This is a genomic window from Polynucleobacter sp. AM-26B4 (assembly GCF_018882285.1).
GTDB lineage: Bacteria > Pseudomonadota > Gammaproteobacteria > Burkholderiales > Burkholderiaceae > Polynucleobacter.
This window is the reverse complement of sequence record NZ_JACVOT010000001.1, coordinates 790,477-804,473: the sequence shown is the minus strand read 5'-3', so window position 1 is coordinate 804,473 and position 13,997 is coordinate 790,477. Positions and strand designations below refer to the sequence as shown.

Genomic DNA, 13,997 nt, shown 5'->3' with positions numbered 1-13,997 from the left:
GACGGGACAAAATGAAAGCTTCCGATTTGAACGCCAAAGACGTTAAATCTTTAAACCAAGAGCTATCTGAATTGCTCAAGGCCCAATTTAAATTGCGTATGCAAAAGGGCACTCAGCAACTTTCAGATACAAGCCAACTCGGCAAAGTAAAGCGCGACATCGCTCGTGTAAAAACTGTTATTGCCCAGAAAGCGAGCAAATAATGACTGAAACTACAAAAAAATCATTGCGCCGCACCTTGATCGGTCGCGTAGTGAGCGACAAAATGCAAAAAACTGTGACTGTATTGGTTGAGCGTCGTGTTAAGCATCCTTTGTATGGCAAATATGTTGCTAAATCAAAGAAATACCATGCTCACGATGAAACAAACCAGTACAAAGACGGTGATACGGTTGAGATTTCAGAGTCAAAGCCAATTTCACGCAGCAAATCATGGGTTGTAACAAGATTGGTTGAGGCAGCGAAAGCTGTTTAAAAACTAACAAAACAGGCTTGCAACGACTGTTCAAGCCTGTTATAGTAGAGGGCTTTCCAGCGAAGTATGCTGGGAAGTAATTGATTCAGAAGTATTAATCCGGGATTTTGATCGAAAGATTGAGGTCCCTCAACGGAACCAAGACTGATTGCCTATGGCGCTCAAGTTGGGGATAAAAAGATGATTCAAACTGAAAGCAGACTAGAGGTTGCCGATAACACCGGTGCCCGCGAAGTATTGTGCATCAAGGTGCTCGGTGGTTCAAAACGCCGTTACGCCAGCATTGGTGACATTATTAAAGTGACGGTTAAAGACGCCGCTCCGCGTGGTCGTGTTAAAAAAGGTGATATTTATAACGCCGTGGTGGTTCGCACTGCCAAGGGTGTACGTCGTCCAGACGGTTCACTGATCAAATTTGATTCCAATGCGGCTGTTTTGCTTAACGCAAAACTAGAGCCAATTGGTACACGTATTTTCGGGCCAGTAACACGCGAATTGCGTACTGAACGCTTCATGAAAATCGTTTCTCTCGCGCCAGAAGTTATTTAAGGGGTCGATATGAACAAGATTCGTAAAGGCGATCAAGTAGTAGTTATTACTGGTCGTGACAAAGGAAAAAAAGGCACAGTTTCTGAAATCCTCGAGGGTAAATTACTCGTTGATGGCGTTAATGTGTACAAGAAAAACGTTAAACCAAACCCATCGACAGGTGCAACTGGCGGTGTAGTTGATAAGACTATGCCAATCCAAGCATCTAACGTTGCATTGGTTGACGCAAACGGTAAACCTTCACGCGTTGGCATCAAAGTGGCTGACGGCAAGAAGGTTCGCTACCTCAAGACAACTGGCGCTGTAATCGCTGCCTAAGACGAGGATAACTAAATATGTCAACACGTTTACACAACTTCTATAAAGAAAAAGTTTCAGCTGATTTGATGAAAAAATTCGGTTACAAATCTGTTATGGAAGTGCCGCGCATCACCAAGATCACATTGAATATGGGCTTGGGCGAAGCGGTGAATGATAAGAAAATTATTGAACACGCTGTTGGCGATCTAACAAAGATCGCTGGACAAAAGCCTGTTGTAACCAAAGCGCGTAAAGCTATTGCGGGTTTCAAAATCCGTCAAGGCTACCCAATTGGTGCAATGGTGACTTTGCGTGGTCAAACAATGTACGAATTCCTAGATCGTTTTATTACAGTTGCATTGCCACGTGTGCGCGATTTCCGCGGTATCTCTGGTAAGGCATTTGACGGTCGCGGTAACTACAACATTGGTGTTAAAGAGCAGATCATTTTCCCGGAAATCGAGTACGACAAAATCGACTCACTACGTGGATTAAATATCAGCATTACCACTACTGCTAAAACTGATGACGAAGCAAAAGCTTTGTTAGCAGCGTTTAAATTCCCATTCCGCAATTAAGAGGTCATCGTGGCTAAATTAGCATTGATTGAACGCGAAAAGAAGCGCACCAAGACTGTCGCAAAGTATGCCGCAAAGCGTGCAGAGTTAAAGGCGATTATTGATGACGTCTCTAAGAGCGAAGAAGAACGTTATGAAGCTCGTTTGAAGTTGCAACAGCTTCCACGTAACGCAAGTCCAACTCGCCAGCGTAATCGCTGTGCATTAACTGGCCGTCCACGCGGCACGTTCCGCAAGTTCGGCTTGGCCCGTAGCAAAATCCGTGAAATCGCCTTCCGTGGCGAGATCCCTGGTGTAACCAAGGCCAGCTGGTAAGCGGCGAAAGATTAGGAGAACACATGAGTATCAGCGATCCAATCGCCGACATGCTGACGAGAATCCGTAACGCGCAAGCGGTACAGAAGACAAACGTCGCCATGCCTTCTTCCAAGCTCAAGGTAGCGATTGCCAACGTTCTAAAAGACGAAGGTTATATCGACAGCTTTGAAATTGCTGGAGAAGCGGCTAAACCTGTATTAAATATCAGCCTAAAGTATTACGCAGGCCGTCCAGTTATTGAGCGCATTCAACGCGTATCAACACCTGGTTTGCGTATCTACAAAGGTCGCCATGACATTCCAAAGGTTTTGGACGGTCTAGGTGTTGCAATCATTTCTACGCCACAAGGCGTGATGACAGATCGTAAAGCTCGCGCTATTGGCGTGGGTGGCGAAGTCATCTGCTACGTAGCTTAATAGGGAGAACGAAGATGTCAAGAGTCGGTAAAAGCCCTATTGAGTTGCCAAAAGGCGCGGATGTGCAGATTGCTGCAAATCAAGTAACAGTTAAAGGCCCATTGGGTACGTTGTCACACACATTGCACCCACTCGTTGGTTTGCAACAGAAAGATGGCGTTCTTCAAGTCGTTTGTAACGATGAGTCTGCAGAATCAAATGCTTTGTCAGGCACAACACGTGCTTTGGTGAGCAACATGGTTAAAGGCGTAACAACAGGTTTTGAGCGCAAGCTTAGCTTGGTGGGCGTTGGTTACCGTGCTTCTGTTCAGGGTAACGCATTGAAATTGCAATTAGGTTTCTCACATGATGTGATTCATGATTTGCCAGCAGGTGTTAAGGCAGAAACTCCATCACAAACTGAGATCATTATTAAAGGCGCCAACAAGCAGCAAGTTGGCCAGGTAGCCGCAGAAGTTCGCGCATACCGTCCACCAGAGCCATACAAAGGCAAGGGTGTACGTTATGTTGATGAAGTGGTTCGCCTCAAAGAAACCAAGAAGAAGTAATCGGGGTTAGATATGAACAAAAATGAAACACGAGTTCGCCGCGCACGCCAAACCCGCATCAGAATTGCGGAACAATTGGCTCATCGTTTGACGATTTATCGTTCTAACCAGCATATCGTTGCTCAGCTTTACAGCGCAGATGGCACCAAAGTTCTTGCAGCTGCTTCAACTATGGAAGCAGATATTAAAAAAGCATTGAACGGTAATGGTGGTAACAGTGCTGCAGCTCAGCATGTTGGCAAAACTATTGCTGAACGTGCCATCAAGGCAGGCGTTACAGAGGTAGCGTTTGACCGTGCTGGTTTCCGTTACCATGGCCGCGTGAAAGCGTTGGCAGAGGCTGCGCGTGAAGCCGGCCTTAAGTTCTGATCGCGAAGGCTCAAGGAAATAATATGGCAAAGATGCAAAATAAAGTTCAATCTGAAGAGCGTGATGATGGTCTACGCGAAAAGATGATCGCTATCAACCGAGTGACCAAAGTTGTTAAAGGTGGTCGTATTCTCGGTTTTGCTGCACTAACAGTGGTTGGTGATGGTGATGGCGGCATTGGTATGGGTAAGGGCAAGTCAAAAGAAGTGCCAGTAGCTGTACAAAAAGCAATGGACGAAGCACGTCGCAAGATGTTCAAGGTTTCTTTACGCAGCGGCACATTGCAGCACACAGTGGTTGGTCAGCATGGCGCGTCACGCGTTTTGATCTCTCCAGCTAAAGACGGTACTGGTGTTATTGCTGGTGGCCCAATGCGTGCGGTATTTGATGTGATGGGTATCACGAACGTGGTTGCAAAATCACTTGGTTCAACAAACCCATACAACATGGTTCGTGCAACTTTGGATGGCTTACGCAAAATGAGCACTCCTTCAGAAATCGCTGCAAAGCGCGGTAAATCTGTAGAGGAGATCCTAGGTTAATCGCCAGGAAAAATATATGAGCACAGTAAAAATTCAATTAGTACGTAGTCTTATTGCTACTCGTGAAGATCATCGCGCAACTGTACGTGGCCTAGGCTTGCGTCGCGTGAATTCTGTTTCTGAGTTGCAAGATACGCCAGCAGTTCGCGGCATGATTAACAAAGTGTCTTACTTGGTCAAAGTCATCAAGTAATACTTAGGGATAGATATGGAACTCAATAAAATTAAACCTGCAGAAGGTGCTAAGCACGCTAAGCGTCGCGTGGGTCGTGGTATTGGCTCAGGCTTAGGTAAGACTGCTGGCCGTGGACACAAAGGTCAAAAATCTCGTTCAGGTGGTTTCCACAAAGTTGGATTCGAAGGCGGTCAAATGCCTTTGTATCGCCGCTTGCCAAAACGTGGTTTCGTATCTTTGAGCAAACAGTTTGACGGTCAAGTGACATTAACTGATTTGCAAAAGCTTGGTTTGGCTGAGATTGATCTAGTAACTCTTAAAAAGAGTGGCTTGGTATCTGGCTTAACTAAGAGCGTAAAAATCATTAAAACTGGTGAGTTATCAATGGCAATCACAGTGCGTGGCATTTTAGCTACTGCCGGTGCTAAAGCTGCTGTTGAAGCTGCTGGTGGCAAATTTGTTGAAGCAGCTTAAGAGTTAATACTTAATGGCCATTGCATCTCCAAACCTCGCAAGCATGAAATCAGGAAGCAAGTTCGCCGACTTACGTCGTCGCTTGATTTTCTTGGTTTTGGCATTGGTGGTTTACCGCATTGGCGCGCATATTCCAGTTCCGGGTATTGATCCTGACCAATTGGCTCAATTATTTGATAGCCAAAGTGGTGGAATTCTTGGAATGTTCAACCTGTTCTCAGGCGGAGCACTTTCTAGATTCACAGTGTTCGCACTTGGAATCATGCCTTACATTTCTGCATCGATCATCATGCAGTTATTGACCATCGTGCTTCCAACATTGGAAGCAATGAAAAAAGATGGTCAAGCAGGTCAAAGAAAAATTACGCAGTACACACGTTATGCAACTTTGGTGTTGGCATCTTTCCAAGCTCTTGGCATTGCGATTGCATTAGAAGCTCAAGCAGGATTGGTGATTGACCCAGGCTTTACATTCCGCATGAACACTGTGATCACACTAGTCACGGGAACAATGTTCTTGATGTGGTTGGGTGAGCAAATCACTGAACGTGGTTTGGGTAACGGTATTTCAATCATTATTTTCGGCGGTATTGCAGCTGGTTTGCCTGGCGCACTTGGTGGTTTGTTTGAATTGGTAAGAACTGGTTCAATGAGCGCACTATCAGCTATTTTGATTGTTGCAATCGTTATCGCAGTAACTTATTTTGTGGTGTTTGTAGAGCGTGGTCAGCGTCGTGTGTTGGTTAACTACGCCAAACGTCAAGTTGGTAACAAGGTATACGGTGGTCAAGCTTCTCATTTGCCATTGAAGTTAAACATGGCAGGTGTTATTCCTCCAATTTTTGCTTCATCGATTATTTTGTTCCCAGCAACAATTGCAGGTTGGTTCACAGCAGGTGAGACAACAAGCTCTGTGACTTTATTTATTAAAGATTTGGCGGCAACTTTGTCACCAGGTCAGCCGGTTTATATTTTGATGTATGCATTAGCGATTATTTTCTTCTGTTTCTTCTACACAGCAATGGTGTTTAACAGCAGAGATACAGCAGACAACCTTAAGAAGAGTGGCGCTTTTGTTCCAGGTATTCGTCCTGGTGATCAAACCGCGCGTTACGTTGATAAGATTTTGACGCGCTTGACATTGATCGGTGCTGCTTACATGGTTTTGGTTTGTTTGTTGCCAGAGTTTTTGGTGTTACGTTGGAATGTGCCGTTTTACTTCGGTGGAACATCACTTCTAATCATCGTGGTTGTGACAATGGACTTCATGGCCCAAGTTCAGTCATACATGATGCAGCAGCAATATGATTCACTATTGAAGAAGGCTAACTTCAAAATGGGTAACTCGTAAGCTATATGGCAAAAGATGATGTCATACAAATGGCTGGCGAGATTGTTGAAAACTTGCCTAATGCCATGTTTCGTGTGAAGTTAGAAAACGGACATGTGGTGTTGGGACATATCTCAGGAAAAATGCGTATGCACTATATCCGCATTCTTCCTGGCGACAAAGTGACGGTGGAGCTTACTCCATACGACTTGTCAAAAGCGCGAATTGTGTTCCGCGCGAAGTAGTAACTAATTGTATAGAAGAGGTTAATTATGAAAGTTTTGGCATCTGTAAAGTGTATCTGCCGCAACTGCAAGATTATTAAACGCAAGCGCGTGGTCCGAGTGATCTGTTCATCAGATGCTCGTCACAAGCAGCGTCAGGGTTAATAAGAAGCCGTCTCAAAAAAGAGGAACGTTACATGGCACGTATCGCAGGGGTAAACATCCCAAATCATCAACACACCGTTATTGGTCTAACGGCTATTTTTGGTATTGGCAATTCATTGGCTCGCAAGATTTGCGAAGCTTCTGGTGTTGCAATTAACAAAAAAGTTAAAGATCTAAACGATGCTGATTTAGAAAAACTTCGTGAAGAGGTAGGCAGGTTCACTGTTGAAGGTGACTTGCGTCGTGAAGTGACAATGAACATCAAGCGCCTAATGGACTTAGGTTGCTACCGTGGTCTGCGTCATCGCAAAGGCTTGCCAATGCGCGGTCAACGCACACGCACTAATGCTCGTACACGCAAAGGCCCTCGTAAGGCCGGTATTGCACTTAAGAAATAATTAGGAAGAGCTGACAATGGCAAAACCACAACAAAATAACGCGGCTCGCGCCCGTAAAAAAGTTAAAAAGAATATTGCTGACGGCATTGCGCACGTTCACGCATCATTCAATAACACTATCGTGACTATCACTGATCGCCAAGGCAATGCGTTGTCATGGGCTACATCAGGTGGTCAAGGTTTTAAAGGTTCTCGTAAATCTACACCGTTTGCCGCACAGGTAGCAGCTGAAGTTGCTGGCCGCGCAGCGATTGAGTGTGGCATCAAGAACTTGGCAGTTGAGATCAAGGGTCCAGGCCCAGGTCGCGAATCTGCTGTTCGTGCTTTGAATGCTCTTGGCATCAAAATCACGGAAATCCAGGACGTTACGCCAGTTCCACACAATGGCTGCCGTCCTCCAAAGCGTCGTCGTATCTAATTTTTTTAATCAAGCCCACCGTCCATTGCTTGTAAAGAATGGACTCACCCTCAGTTTTTAACTGAAGGCAAAGAAAGGATGAATCGTGGCACGTTACATAGGCCCTAAAGCCAAACTATCACGTCGGGAAGGTACCGACTTATTTCTAAAGAGCACACGTCGCTCTTTATCAGACAAATGCAAGCTTGACACTAAGCCAGGTCAACATGGCCGCACATCTGGTGCGCGTACATCTGACTACGGTAATCAATTACGTGAAAAGCAAAAAGTTAAGCGTATTTACGGTGTGTTGGAGCGTCAGTTCCGCCGTTATTTCGCTGAAGCAGAGCGTCGCAAAGGCAACACAGGTGAAAACTTGTTGATGTTGTTGGAGTCACGTTTAGACAACGTTGTATACCGTATGGGTTTTGGCTCAACACGCGCCGAAGCACGTCAATTGGTTTCTCACAAAGCAATTTTGTTGAACGGTAATGTTGCAAACATTCCTTCAATGCAAGTTCGTCCAGGTGACGTTATTGCAATTCGTGAAAAAGCAAAAAAACAAACTCGTATTCAAGAGTCTTTAGGTCTTGTTGCTCAGTCAGCTGATGTTAGCTGGGTGAACGTAGACGCTACTAAATTAGAAGGCACATTCAAGCAAGCCCCTGATCGTGAAGACATCGGTGGCGATATCAATGAAAGCTTGATCGTCGAACTTTACTCACGTTAATGTGTCGCCCTCTTAAGGAATAAATATATGCAAAACACACTGCTGAAGCCGAAAATTATTTCCGTAGAAGCGCTTGCAGAAAACCAAGCGAAAGTAGTTATGGAACCGTTTGAACGCGGTTATGGCCATACCTTGGGTAATGCCTTGCGTCGTGTGCTTTTGTCGTCTATGGTAGGTTGTGCTCCAACAGAAGTCAGCATTGCTGGCGTTGTACACGAGTACTCAACAATTGATGGCGTGCAAGAAGACGTTGTTAACCTATTATTGAACCTCAAAGGCATCGTTTTTAAATTAGAACAGCGTGATGAAGTAACCATCACCTTGCGCAAAGAAGGCGCAGGCGTTGTTTTGGCAAAAGACATTGAATTGCCACACGATGTTGAAATCATCAATCCTGATCACGTGATCGCTCACTTATCTGCAAACGGTAAGTTAGATATGCAGATCAAGATTGAAAAAGGACGTGGCTATGTTCCTGGCAACGTTCGTAAATATCAAGACGAATCTTCAAAGACGATTGGTAGCATTGTTCTAGATGCTTCATTCAGTCCAGTTCGTCGTGTTAGCTACGCCGTTGAATCAGCTCGTGTTGAGCAACGCACAGACTTAGATCGCTTGGTCATGACAATTGAAACGAATGGTGTATTAACACCAGAAGAAGCAATTCGTCAGTCAGCTAGCATCTTGGTTGATCAGTTAGTGGTATTTGCACAGCTAGAAGGTACACAAGCTGCCGGCGACTTGGCTCCAAGCCGTTCACCAGCTGTTGACCCAATGTTGATGAGACCTGTTGATGATCTTGAGTTGACAGTACGCTCTGCAAATTGCTTAAAAGCTGAAAACATTTACTACATCGGTGACCTCATTCAACGCACTGAGAACGAGTTGTTAAAGACTCCAAATCTTGGCCGCAAATCATTGAATGAAATTAAAGATGTCTTGGCCGCTCGCGGTCTGACCTTGGGCATGAAGCTAGATAACTGGCCTCCTGCAGGTCTTGAGAAATAATAGAAAGGAAGAGCCACCATGCGTCACGGAAACGGACTTCGTAAATTAAATCGTACATCCTCACATCGTTTAGCGATGTTGCGCAACATGTCTAATTCATTGTTGCAGCACGAGGTTATTAAAACAACTTTGCCAAAAGCTAAAGAGTTGCGTCGTGTAGTAGAGCCGCTCATTACTTTAGGTAAAAAAGACAACTTGGCTAACCGCCGTTTAGCATTTGATCGTTTGCGCGATCGTGAAATGGTTACCAAACTCTTCACAGAGTTAGGCCCACGCTTTGCTACACGTCCAGGCGGCTATTTGCGTATTTTGAAGTTCGGCTTCCGCGTGGGTGACAATGCACCTATGGCTTTGGTCGAGCTTTTGGATCGCCCAGAAGTCACAGAAGCACCAGCAGCAGAATAAAGCTCGCTGTTCAATAAAAAAAGCCTGGTTTTGCCAGGCTTTTTTGTTTGGAAGATAATGGGCGATGGATTCAATTTATCTGATCATTACAACGGTTGCTAAAGAAGAGGATGCCAAGAAATTGGCTAATCTAGCCATAGAAAAAAATATGGCTGCCTGTGCGCAAATACAGTCTCAGTGCACCTCTACGTATCGTTGGCAAGGTCGGATTGAAACGGCAACAGAATACCCGGTTCATTTCAAAACAAATGAAGCCAATAAACAGACCCTGATGAGCATGTTGAAACAAAACCACCCTTATGATGTTCCTGAAATTATTTGTATCAAGGTCGATGAGGTCGAATCAGATTATGCTGAGTGGTTGAATGCGCAGATAAGTAGCAAGAATGATTAAAAAATTTCTAATTTCCTTCGTTTTAGCCTTTGGTGCGATAACAGCACAAGCGCAAAATTTTCTAGCGCCTGAACAAGCCTTTCAGGTCAGTGCTGAGTATCAGTCTAAGAATGAAATTTTTTTGAATGTAAAGCCGGCAAAAGGTTATTACATCTATCGCGAATCAATCAAGTTCAAGCTTATAAAAAGTAATGGTGATCTGTCACTAGGTGCCCCACAACTACCGCAGGGCAAAATTAAATTCGATGAGAACTTTGGCAAAGAATTAGAAACATATCCAAAAGATTTCAGCATATTGCTTCCATTAATCAATAACAAAGATGCTTCAGGAATAATTCTCAGCATGGAGTTGCAAGGCTGCGCTGATAGAGGAGTTTGTTACCCTCCGATGGAGCTAAGGTTCACATTGTCAGGTCTGCAATCAGTTGTGAATGGTGTTTTATATGAGGAAGGTGCAGAAGCTGAGTCAAGTGCGAAAAATACGACAAAAAAATTAGGCTTAGCAGATTTATGGTCGGCCAGAGATGACGCTGGCTTGTTGACTGGCATGCTGCAAAATATTTCACCATTCATTTTGCTGGGTTCATTTTTTATTTTGGGCCTCGCAATGGCTTTAACGCCTTGCGTGCTACCGATGTTACCAATCATGTCAAGCGTGATATTTGGCTCAAAAAATGATCGACATCGCGACATATCTAAGTTGAGGGCGTCAGTGCTAGCCTTATCTTATGTGTTGGGCATGGCAATCATGTACAGCGTTGCTGGAATGATTACAGCTGCGCTTGGTGCAAATATTCAGGCTTGGTTGCAAAACCCATGGGTGTTGAGCGTATTTGCATTGATGTTATTAGCACTGGCAGCAAGCTTGTTTGGTTTCTATGAATTGCGTTTACCGCAATCGCTACACAATAAAATTGATCGTATTGCCGGTAAACAAGAGGGCGGAAGTGTGATTGGGGCCTTCATGTTGGGTGCTATTTCTACACTCATCGCAAGTCCATGCGTCACAGCCCCTTTGGCGGGCGTGCTCGCATTCATTGCACAAACAGGTTCAATCCGATTGGGAGGAATTTTATTGTTTGTGATGGCCTTAGGCATGGGCTTGCCATTGATGTTGTTCGCTATTGGTGCCAAAGGTCTCTTGCCTAAAGCAGGGGCATGGATGACGATCGTTCAAAGAGTCTTCGGCGTGCTCTTGATTGGTTTGGCAGTTTGGGTGGCATCTCCTATTTTTACAAGTTCTAAGACATCAAGTAACGAAACCATGCATCGATTGGAATCAGGTATTGTGTTTCAGCGGGTTACAAATTCTGCACAGTTAAATACCTTATTGAGTCAGGCAAAGCAAAAGGGTCAACCAGTTTTATTGGACTTCTATGCTGACTGGTGTGTGACTTGTAAAGAAATGGAATTGCTGACTTTCAGCAATGAGAAAGTTAAAGCAGCGCTGAGCAGTTATCAGTTGATTCAGGTGGATGTCACAAAAAATACCGTGGAGCATCAGCGTATATTGAAACAATATGCATTGTTTGGACCCCCTGCCATTTTGTTTTTTGATGCAAATGGCGAAGAGAAGGCATCCAAAAGAGTGATTGGATTTATGAAAGCAGAGCGCTTCTTAGAGCGCCTGCAATAAGTCTGGCTGGTAATTTATTTTTTAGCGTTTAAAAGTCTTGCCGCATCTCTGGCGAAGTAAGTCAGAATGCCATCCGCACCAGCACGCTTAAATGCCAACAAAGATTCCATCATCACGGCCTCTTCATTGATCCACCCATTTTGTGCTGCAGCTTTGATCATCGCGTATTCGCCGCTAACCTGATAAGCAAAGGTTGGGTAACCAAGTTCTTCTTTGACTCTTCTAACGATGTCTAAGTAAGGCATGCCAGGTTTGACCATCACCATGTCAGCACCCTCTTCAATATCAAGAGCAACCTCTCTGATGGCTTCATCAGAGTTGGCTGGATCCATTTGGTAATTCTTCTTATCACTCTTACCTAAATTTCCAGCAGAGCCAACTGCATCTCTGAATGGGCCGTAAAAAGCCGAGGCGTATTTTGCAGAGTAGGCCATGATTTGAGTATGAATAAATCCATGAGTCTCAAGAGAATCTCTGATGGCACCAATACGACCATCCATCATGTCAGATGGAGCAACGATGTCTGCGCCTGCTTGGGCATGAGTCAATGCTTGTTTGATCAATGCATCAACCGTTGCATCATTGAGAACATAGCCATCAGCATCGATGATGCCGTCTTGGCCATGGCTGGTGTATGGATCAAGCGCAATGTCCGTCATGATGCCAAGATTTGGAAATTTCTTTTTGAGTTCTTTGATTGCCTGCGGAATCAATCCATTCGGATTGAAAGCTTCTTTGCCGTCTGGAGTTTTGAGCTCAGCCCTGATCACTGGGAATAAAGCCATCACTGGGATGCCAAGCTTGACGCAGTCTTCAGCAACTACCATCAACTTATCAAGAGATAAGCGGCTAACACCTGGCATGGATGAAACAGTTTCTTCACGGCCACTACCCTCTAGCAAGAAAACCGGATAAATAAAGTCATTGGATGACAGTTGATTTTCTTGAACTAAACGACGTGACCAATCTGTTTTGCGTAATCGACGTGGACGATGAAATAGTTGCATATAAAACCTTATGAAGAAAGTTGGGGTTTTAGATTTTTAGAAATCCGATTTTCATTGCTGGTATGTGCTGCAGACGCCTCGATACCCAACCAATTTGAAACCATCGCATCAGCTTCAACCAGACCAATTCTTTTGGTGCTGGAAAATAGCTGAACTGTGTAGGGCCCATGCGGGTTAAGTTCTTTGAGCTTTTCTTGTAGTTTTTTCAGGGCCAAACGGCTCTCTGATTGGTTCAATTTATCGCATTTTGTTAATAAAACATGGATTGGGCGACCCGTTGGGCTGAACCATTCAATCATTTGTTGGTCCAAATCAGTCATACCGCGGCGAGAATCCATGATCAAAACCATGCCCTTTAAATTCGGCCTGGTTTGCAAATAGCTAGAAAGCAGGTTGTTCCAATGGCTTTTTGTTTTGAGGTCCACCTGGGCGTAACCGTAACCTGGTAAATCGACTAAATTCGCTAAATTGGTCTTATCTTTCGTTAAAATACCGAAAAAGTTGATATGTTGCGTTCTTCCTGGTGTTTTACTGGCGAAAGCAAGGCGATTTTGTTGGCAAAGTACGTTAATTGCAGTCGACTTTCCAGCATTTGAGCGCCCAGCAAAAGCCACCTCAGGGATCTCCCAGGTGGGCAAATCAACCAGGTGGTTAATGGTTACTAGAAATTGTGCTTGATGTAAGGTCGACATAGATGTTTATGGGTTAGACCTATTGTAAAATCTAACGCTGTTAATTAGTTGTTTAGTTAAAAATAAAGATTTAAGAATCTTCGCATCATATACATACAGGTGAGAGCACAATGCGTCAAACATTTTCCGTCACATTAAAAACTTTAGTGATTGCCTTGGGTTTATCTTTGGTAAATCCTTCATTTGCAGCTGATCCTACTGCTCCAGCGCCAGCTGGTCCAGCAAAGCCCGATCTTGCTAAGGGTGAGGCTTTGTACAACGCAGGCGACGCAAAGCGTGGTCTTGCAGCGTGTATGGGTTGCCATGGTCCTAATGGAGTGAGTGGTGGTGGTACCTATCCTAAGTTGGCAGGTCAACATGCCGCTTACACAGTGAAACAATTAAAAGATTACAAAGCTGGCAAAGATCGTCCTAATGCAATCATGGGTGCTTTCGCCGGAATGATGACAGAAGAAGACATGATCAACGTTGCTGCTTATTTAGAAAAGCAAACACCAGGTTTGGGTACAGCTAAAAATAAAGCCAGCATTGAATTAGGTCAAAAGATTTATCGTGGCGGTATTGCTTCTAAGCAAGTGCCGGCATGCGCAGCTTGTCATGCACCTAATGGCGCAGGTATTCCATCACAGTATCCACGTCTATCAGGTCAGTGGGCTGAATACACCGAAGCGCAGTTAGTTGCATACCGTCAAGGTGATCGTAAGAACAGCGTGCAGATGACTGGAATTGCCTCTAGAATGTCAGATGCAGAAATTAAAGCTGTGTCAGATTACATCGCCGGCTTGCGTTAATTTATTCATTAAGTAGCTCTCATTAAGAAGGGCCCACGAACATTGTTTGTGGGCTTTTTATTTTTTAAAAGAAGGT

General features: G+C 44.4%; 25 protein-coding genes. 23 read left to right on the top strand and 2 right to left on the bottom strand.

What is annotated here, in order from left to right; all coding sequences use genetic code 11:
* Positions 1–11 precede the first annotated feature (11 nt).
* From rpmC to dsbD, 22 genes are all read left to right on the top strand, one after another.
* On the top strand, positions 12–203 hold the full coding sequence (gene rpmC / locus ICE88_RS04025) for a 50S ribosomal protein L29 (RefSeq protein ID WP_089514997.1): 192 nt from the start codon (positions 12–14) through the stop codon (positions 201–203).
* Positions 203–475, top strand: coding sequence for a 30S ribosomal protein S17 (gene rpsQ, locus ICE88_RS04020; RefSeq protein WP_216249694.1), 273 nt, complete (start codon positions 203–205; stop codon positions 473–475). Before rpmC ends, rpsQ begins: the two co-directional genes overlap by 1 nt.
* Before the next feature lie 180 nt (positions 476–655).
* Positions 656–1,024 (top strand): 50S ribosomal protein L14, encoded by a 369-nt coding sequence (rplN, locus tag ICE88_RS04015; protein ID WP_088812724.1) that lies wholly within the window; start codon positions 656–658, stop codon positions 1,022–1,024.
* Between the two features lie 9 nt (positions 1,025–1,033).
* Positions 1,034–1,342, top strand: a complete 309-nt coding sequence (gene rplX / locus ICE88_RS04010) for a 50S ribosomal protein L24 (RefSeq protein ID WP_216249693.1) — start codon at positions 1,034–1,036, stop codon at positions 1,340–1,342.
* A 17-nt stretch (positions 1,343–1,359) separates the two neighbouring features.
* Positions 1,360–1,902, top strand: a complete 543-nt coding sequence (rplE, locus tag ICE88_RS04005) for a 50S ribosomal protein L5 (protein ID WP_216249689.1) — start codon at positions 1,360–1,362, stop codon at positions 1,900–1,902.
* Between the two features lie 9 nt (positions 1,903–1,911).
* Entirely contained in the window at positions 1,912–2,217 is a 306-nt protein-coding gene (gene rpsN / locus ICE88_RS04000) for a 30S ribosomal protein S14 (protein ID WP_089515001.1), read from the top strand.
* 23 nt (positions 2,218–2,240) lie between these two features.
* Positions 2,241–2,636: a 30S ribosomal protein S8 gene (rpsH, locus tag ICE88_RS03995; protein ID WP_089515002.1), complete on the top strand. Its 396-nt coding sequence runs from the start codon at positions 2,241–2,243 to the stop codon at positions 2,634–2,636.
* Positions 2,637–2,650: 14 nt separating this feature from the next.
* Positions 2,651–3,184, top strand: coding sequence for a 50S ribosomal protein L6 (gene rplF / locus ICE88_RS03990; RefSeq protein ID WP_089515003.1), 534 nt, complete (start codon positions 2,651–2,653; stop codon positions 3,182–3,184).
* A gap of 12 nt (positions 3,185–3,196) precedes the next feature.
* Positions 3,197–3,553, top strand: a complete 357-nt coding sequence (rplR, locus tag ICE88_RS03985; protein WP_089515004.1) for a 50S ribosomal protein L18 — start codon at positions 3,197–3,199, stop codon at positions 3,551–3,553.
* A gap of 23 nt (positions 3,554–3,576) precedes the next feature.
* Positions 3,577–4,095: a 30S ribosomal protein S5 gene (gene rpsE / locus ICE88_RS03980; RefSeq protein ID WP_089515005.1), complete on the top strand. Its 519-nt coding sequence runs from the start codon at positions 3,577–3,579 to the stop codon at positions 4,093–4,095.
* Between the two features lie 16 nt (positions 4,096–4,111).
* A complete protein-coding gene (gene rpmD, locus ICE88_RS03975) occupies positions 4,112–4,288 on the top strand; it encodes a 50S ribosomal protein L30 (protein ID WP_088812716.1) in 177 nt (58 codons plus the stop codon).
* A 15-nt stretch (positions 4,289–4,303) separates the two neighbouring features.
* A complete protein-coding gene (gene rplO, locus ICE88_RS03970; RefSeq protein WP_215290591.1) occupies positions 4,304–4,744 on the top strand; it encodes a 50S ribosomal protein L15 in 441 nt (146 codons plus the stop codon).
* Between the two features lie 13 nt (positions 4,745–4,757).
* Positions 4,758–6,095 carry a preprotein translocase subunit SecY gene (gene secY / locus ICE88_RS03965; RefSeq protein WP_215290592.1) on the top strand — a complete coding sequence of 446 codons (1,338 nt, stop codon included), beginning with the start codon at positions 4,758–4,760 and terminating at the stop codon, positions 6,093–6,095.
* Positions 6,096–6,100: 5 nt separating this feature from the next.
* Positions 6,101–6,319, top strand: coding sequence for a translation initiation factor IF-1 (gene infA, locus ICE88_RS03960; protein WP_088812713.1), 219 nt, complete (start codon positions 6,101–6,103; stop codon positions 6,317–6,319).
* A gap of 27 nt (positions 6,320–6,346) precedes the next feature.
* The gene (rpmJ, locus tag ICE88_RS03955; RefSeq protein ID WP_012357167.1) at positions 6,347–6,463 is read left to right on the top strand and encodes a 50S ribosomal protein L36; all 117 of its coding nucleotides are present in this window, start codon (positions 6,347–6,349) and stop codon (positions 6,461–6,463) included.
* Between the two features lie 32 nt (positions 6,464–6,495).
* On the top strand, positions 6,496–6,861 hold the full coding sequence (rpsM, locus tag ICE88_RS03950; RefSeq protein WP_089515008.1) for a 30S ribosomal protein S13: 366 nt from the start codon (positions 6,496–6,498) through the stop codon (positions 6,859–6,861).
* A 16-nt stretch (positions 6,862–6,877) separates the two neighbouring features.
* The gene (rpsK, locus tag ICE88_RS03945; RefSeq protein WP_088812711.1) at positions 6,878–7,279 is read left to right on the top strand and encodes a 30S ribosomal protein S11; all 402 of its coding nucleotides are present in this window, start codon (positions 6,878–6,880) and stop codon (positions 7,277–7,279) included.
* An 85-nt stretch (positions 7,280–7,364) separates the two neighbouring features.
* A complete protein-coding gene (rpsD, locus tag ICE88_RS03940; RefSeq protein WP_089515009.1) occupies positions 7,365–7,988 on the top strand; it encodes a 30S ribosomal protein S4 in 624 nt (207 codons plus the stop codon).
* A 27-nt stretch (positions 7,989–8,015) separates the two neighbouring features.
* A complete protein-coding gene (rpoA, locus tag ICE88_RS03935; RefSeq protein ID WP_216249686.1) occupies positions 8,016–8,996 on the top strand; it encodes a DNA-directed RNA polymerase subunit alpha in 981 nt (326 codons plus the stop codon).
* An 18-nt stretch (positions 8,997–9,014) separates the two neighbouring features.
* Entirely contained in the window at positions 9,015–9,401 is a 387-nt protein-coding gene (gene rplQ, locus ICE88_RS03930; RefSeq protein ID WP_089515011.1) for a 50S ribosomal protein L17, read from the top strand.
* A 64-nt stretch (positions 9,402–9,465) separates the two neighbouring features.
* Complete coding sequence (gene cutA, locus ICE88_RS03925) at positions 9,466–9,795, top strand: divalent-cation tolerance protein CutA (protein ID WP_216249684.1); 330 nt, start codon at positions 9,466–9,468, stop codon at positions 9,793–9,795.
* Positions 9,788–11,431: a protein-disulfide reductase DsbD gene (gene dsbD, locus ICE88_RS03920; protein WP_216249682.1), complete on the top strand. Its 1,644-nt coding sequence runs from the start codon at positions 9,788–9,790 to the stop codon at positions 11,429–11,431. The genes cutA and dsbD overlap by 8 nt, the downstream gene beginning before the upstream one ends.
* 14 nt (positions 11,432–11,445) lie before the next feature.
* On the opposite strand, the gene hemB is transcribed toward dsbD, so the two are convergent.
* Both hemB and yihA read right to left on the bottom strand, forming a co-directional pair.
* A complete protein-coding gene (hemB, locus tag ICE88_RS03915) occupies positions 11,446–12,438 on the bottom strand; it encodes a porphobilinogen synthase (RefSeq protein WP_216249680.1) in 993 nt (330 codons plus the stop codon).
* An 8-nt stretch (positions 12,439–12,446) separates the two neighbouring features.
* The gene (gene yihA / locus ICE88_RS03910) at positions 12,447–13,130 is read right to left on the bottom strand and encodes a ribosome biogenesis GTP-binding protein YihA/YsxC (protein WP_089515015.1); all 684 of its coding nucleotides are present in this window, start codon (positions 13,128–13,130) and stop codon (positions 12,447–12,449) included.
* A 110-nt stretch (positions 13,131–13,240) separates the two neighbouring features.
* Between yihA and ICE88_RS03905 the strand changes: the two genes are divergently transcribed.
* Positions 13,241–13,921 (top strand): cytochrome c, encoded by a 681-nt coding sequence (locus ICE88_RS03905; protein WP_216249678.1) that lies wholly within the window; start codon positions 13,241–13,243, stop codon positions 13,919–13,921.
* Positions 13,922–13,997: the final 76 nt, after the last annotated feature.

Excerpts from the sequence above, each read along its gene's own strand:
- rpmC (WP_089514997.1), top strand. The coding sequence starts at position 12 with ATGAAAGCTTCCGATTTGAACGCCAAAGACGTTAAATCTTTAAACCAA.
- rpsQ (WP_216249694.1), top strand. The coding sequence starts at position 203 with ATGACTGAAACTACAAAAAAATCATTGCGCCGCACCTTGATCGGTCGC.
- rplN (WP_088812724.1), top strand. The coding sequence starts at position 656 with ATGATTCAAACTGAAAGCAGACTAGAGGTTGCCGATAACACCGGTGCC.
- rplX (WP_216249693.1), top strand. The coding sequence starts at position 1,034 with ATGAACAAGATTCGTAAAGGCGATCAAGTAGTAGTTATTACTGGTCGT.
- rplE (WP_216249689.1), top strand. The coding sequence starts at position 1,360 with ATGTCAACACGTTTACACAACTTCTATAAAGAAAAAGTTTCAGCTGAT.
- rpsH (WP_089515002.1), top strand. The coding sequence starts at position 2,241 with ATGAGTATCAGCGATCCAATCGCCGACATGCTGACGAGAATCCGTAAC.
- rplF (WP_089515003.1), top strand. The coding sequence starts at position 2,651 with ATGTCAAGAGTCGGTAAAAGCCCTATTGAGTTGCCAAAAGGCGCGGAT.
- rplR (WP_089515004.1), top strand. The coding sequence starts at position 3,197 with ATGAACAAAAATGAAACACGAGTTCGCCGCGCACGCCAAACCCGCATC.
- rpsE (WP_089515005.1), top strand. The coding sequence starts at position 3,577 with ATGGCAAAGATGCAAAATAAAGTTCAATCTGAAGAGCGTGATGATGGT.
- rpmD (WP_088812716.1), top strand. The coding sequence starts at position 4,112 with ATGAGCACAGTAAAAATTCAATTAGTACGTAGTCTTATTGCTACTCGT.
- rplO (WP_215290591.1), top strand. The coding sequence starts at position 4,304 with ATGGAACTCAATAAAATTAAACCTGCAGAAGGTGCTAAGCACGCTAAG.
- secY (WP_215290592.1), top strand. The coding sequence starts at position 4,758 with ATGGCCATTGCATCTCCAAACCTCGCAAGCATGAAATCAGGAAGCAAG.
- infA (WP_088812713.1), top strand. The coding sequence starts at position 6,101 with ATGGCAAAAGATGATGTCATACAAATGGCTGGCGAGATTGTTGAAAAC.
- rpmJ (WP_012357167.1), top strand. The coding sequence starts at position 6,347 with ATGAAAGTTTTGGCATCTGTAAAGTGTATCTGCCGCAACTGCAAGATT.
- rpsM (WP_089515008.1), top strand. The coding sequence starts at position 6,496 with ATGGCACGTATCGCAGGGGTAAACATCCCAAATCATCAACACACCGTT.
- rpsK (WP_088812711.1), top strand. The coding sequence starts at position 6,878 with ATGGCAAAACCACAACAAAATAACGCGGCTCGCGCCCGTAAAAAAGTT.
- rpoA (WP_216249686.1), top strand. The coding sequence starts at position 8,016 with ATGCAAAACACACTGCTGAAGCCGAAAATTATTTCCGTAGAAGCGCTT.
- rplQ (WP_089515011.1), top strand. The coding sequence starts at position 9,015 with ATGCGTCACGGAAACGGACTTCGTAAATTAAATCGTACATCCTCACAT.
- cutA (WP_216249684.1), top strand. The coding sequence starts at position 9,466 with ATGGATTCAATTTATCTGATCATTACAACGGTTGCTAAAGAAGAGGAT.
- dsbD (WP_216249682.1), top strand. The coding sequence starts at position 9,788 with ATGATTAAAAAATTTCTAATTTCCTTCGTTTTAGCCTTTGGTGCGATA.
- hemB (WP_216249680.1), bottom strand. The coding sequence starts at position 12,438 with ATGCAACTATTTCATCGTCCACGTCGATTACGCAAAACAGATTGGTCA.
- yihA (WP_089515015.1), bottom strand. The coding sequence starts at position 13,130 with ATGTCGACCTTACATCAAGCACAATTTCTAGTAACCATTAACCACCTG.
- ICE88_RS03905 (WP_216249678.1), top strand. The coding sequence starts at position 13,241 with ATGCGTCAAACATTTTCCGTCACATTAAAAACTTTAGTGATTGCCTTG.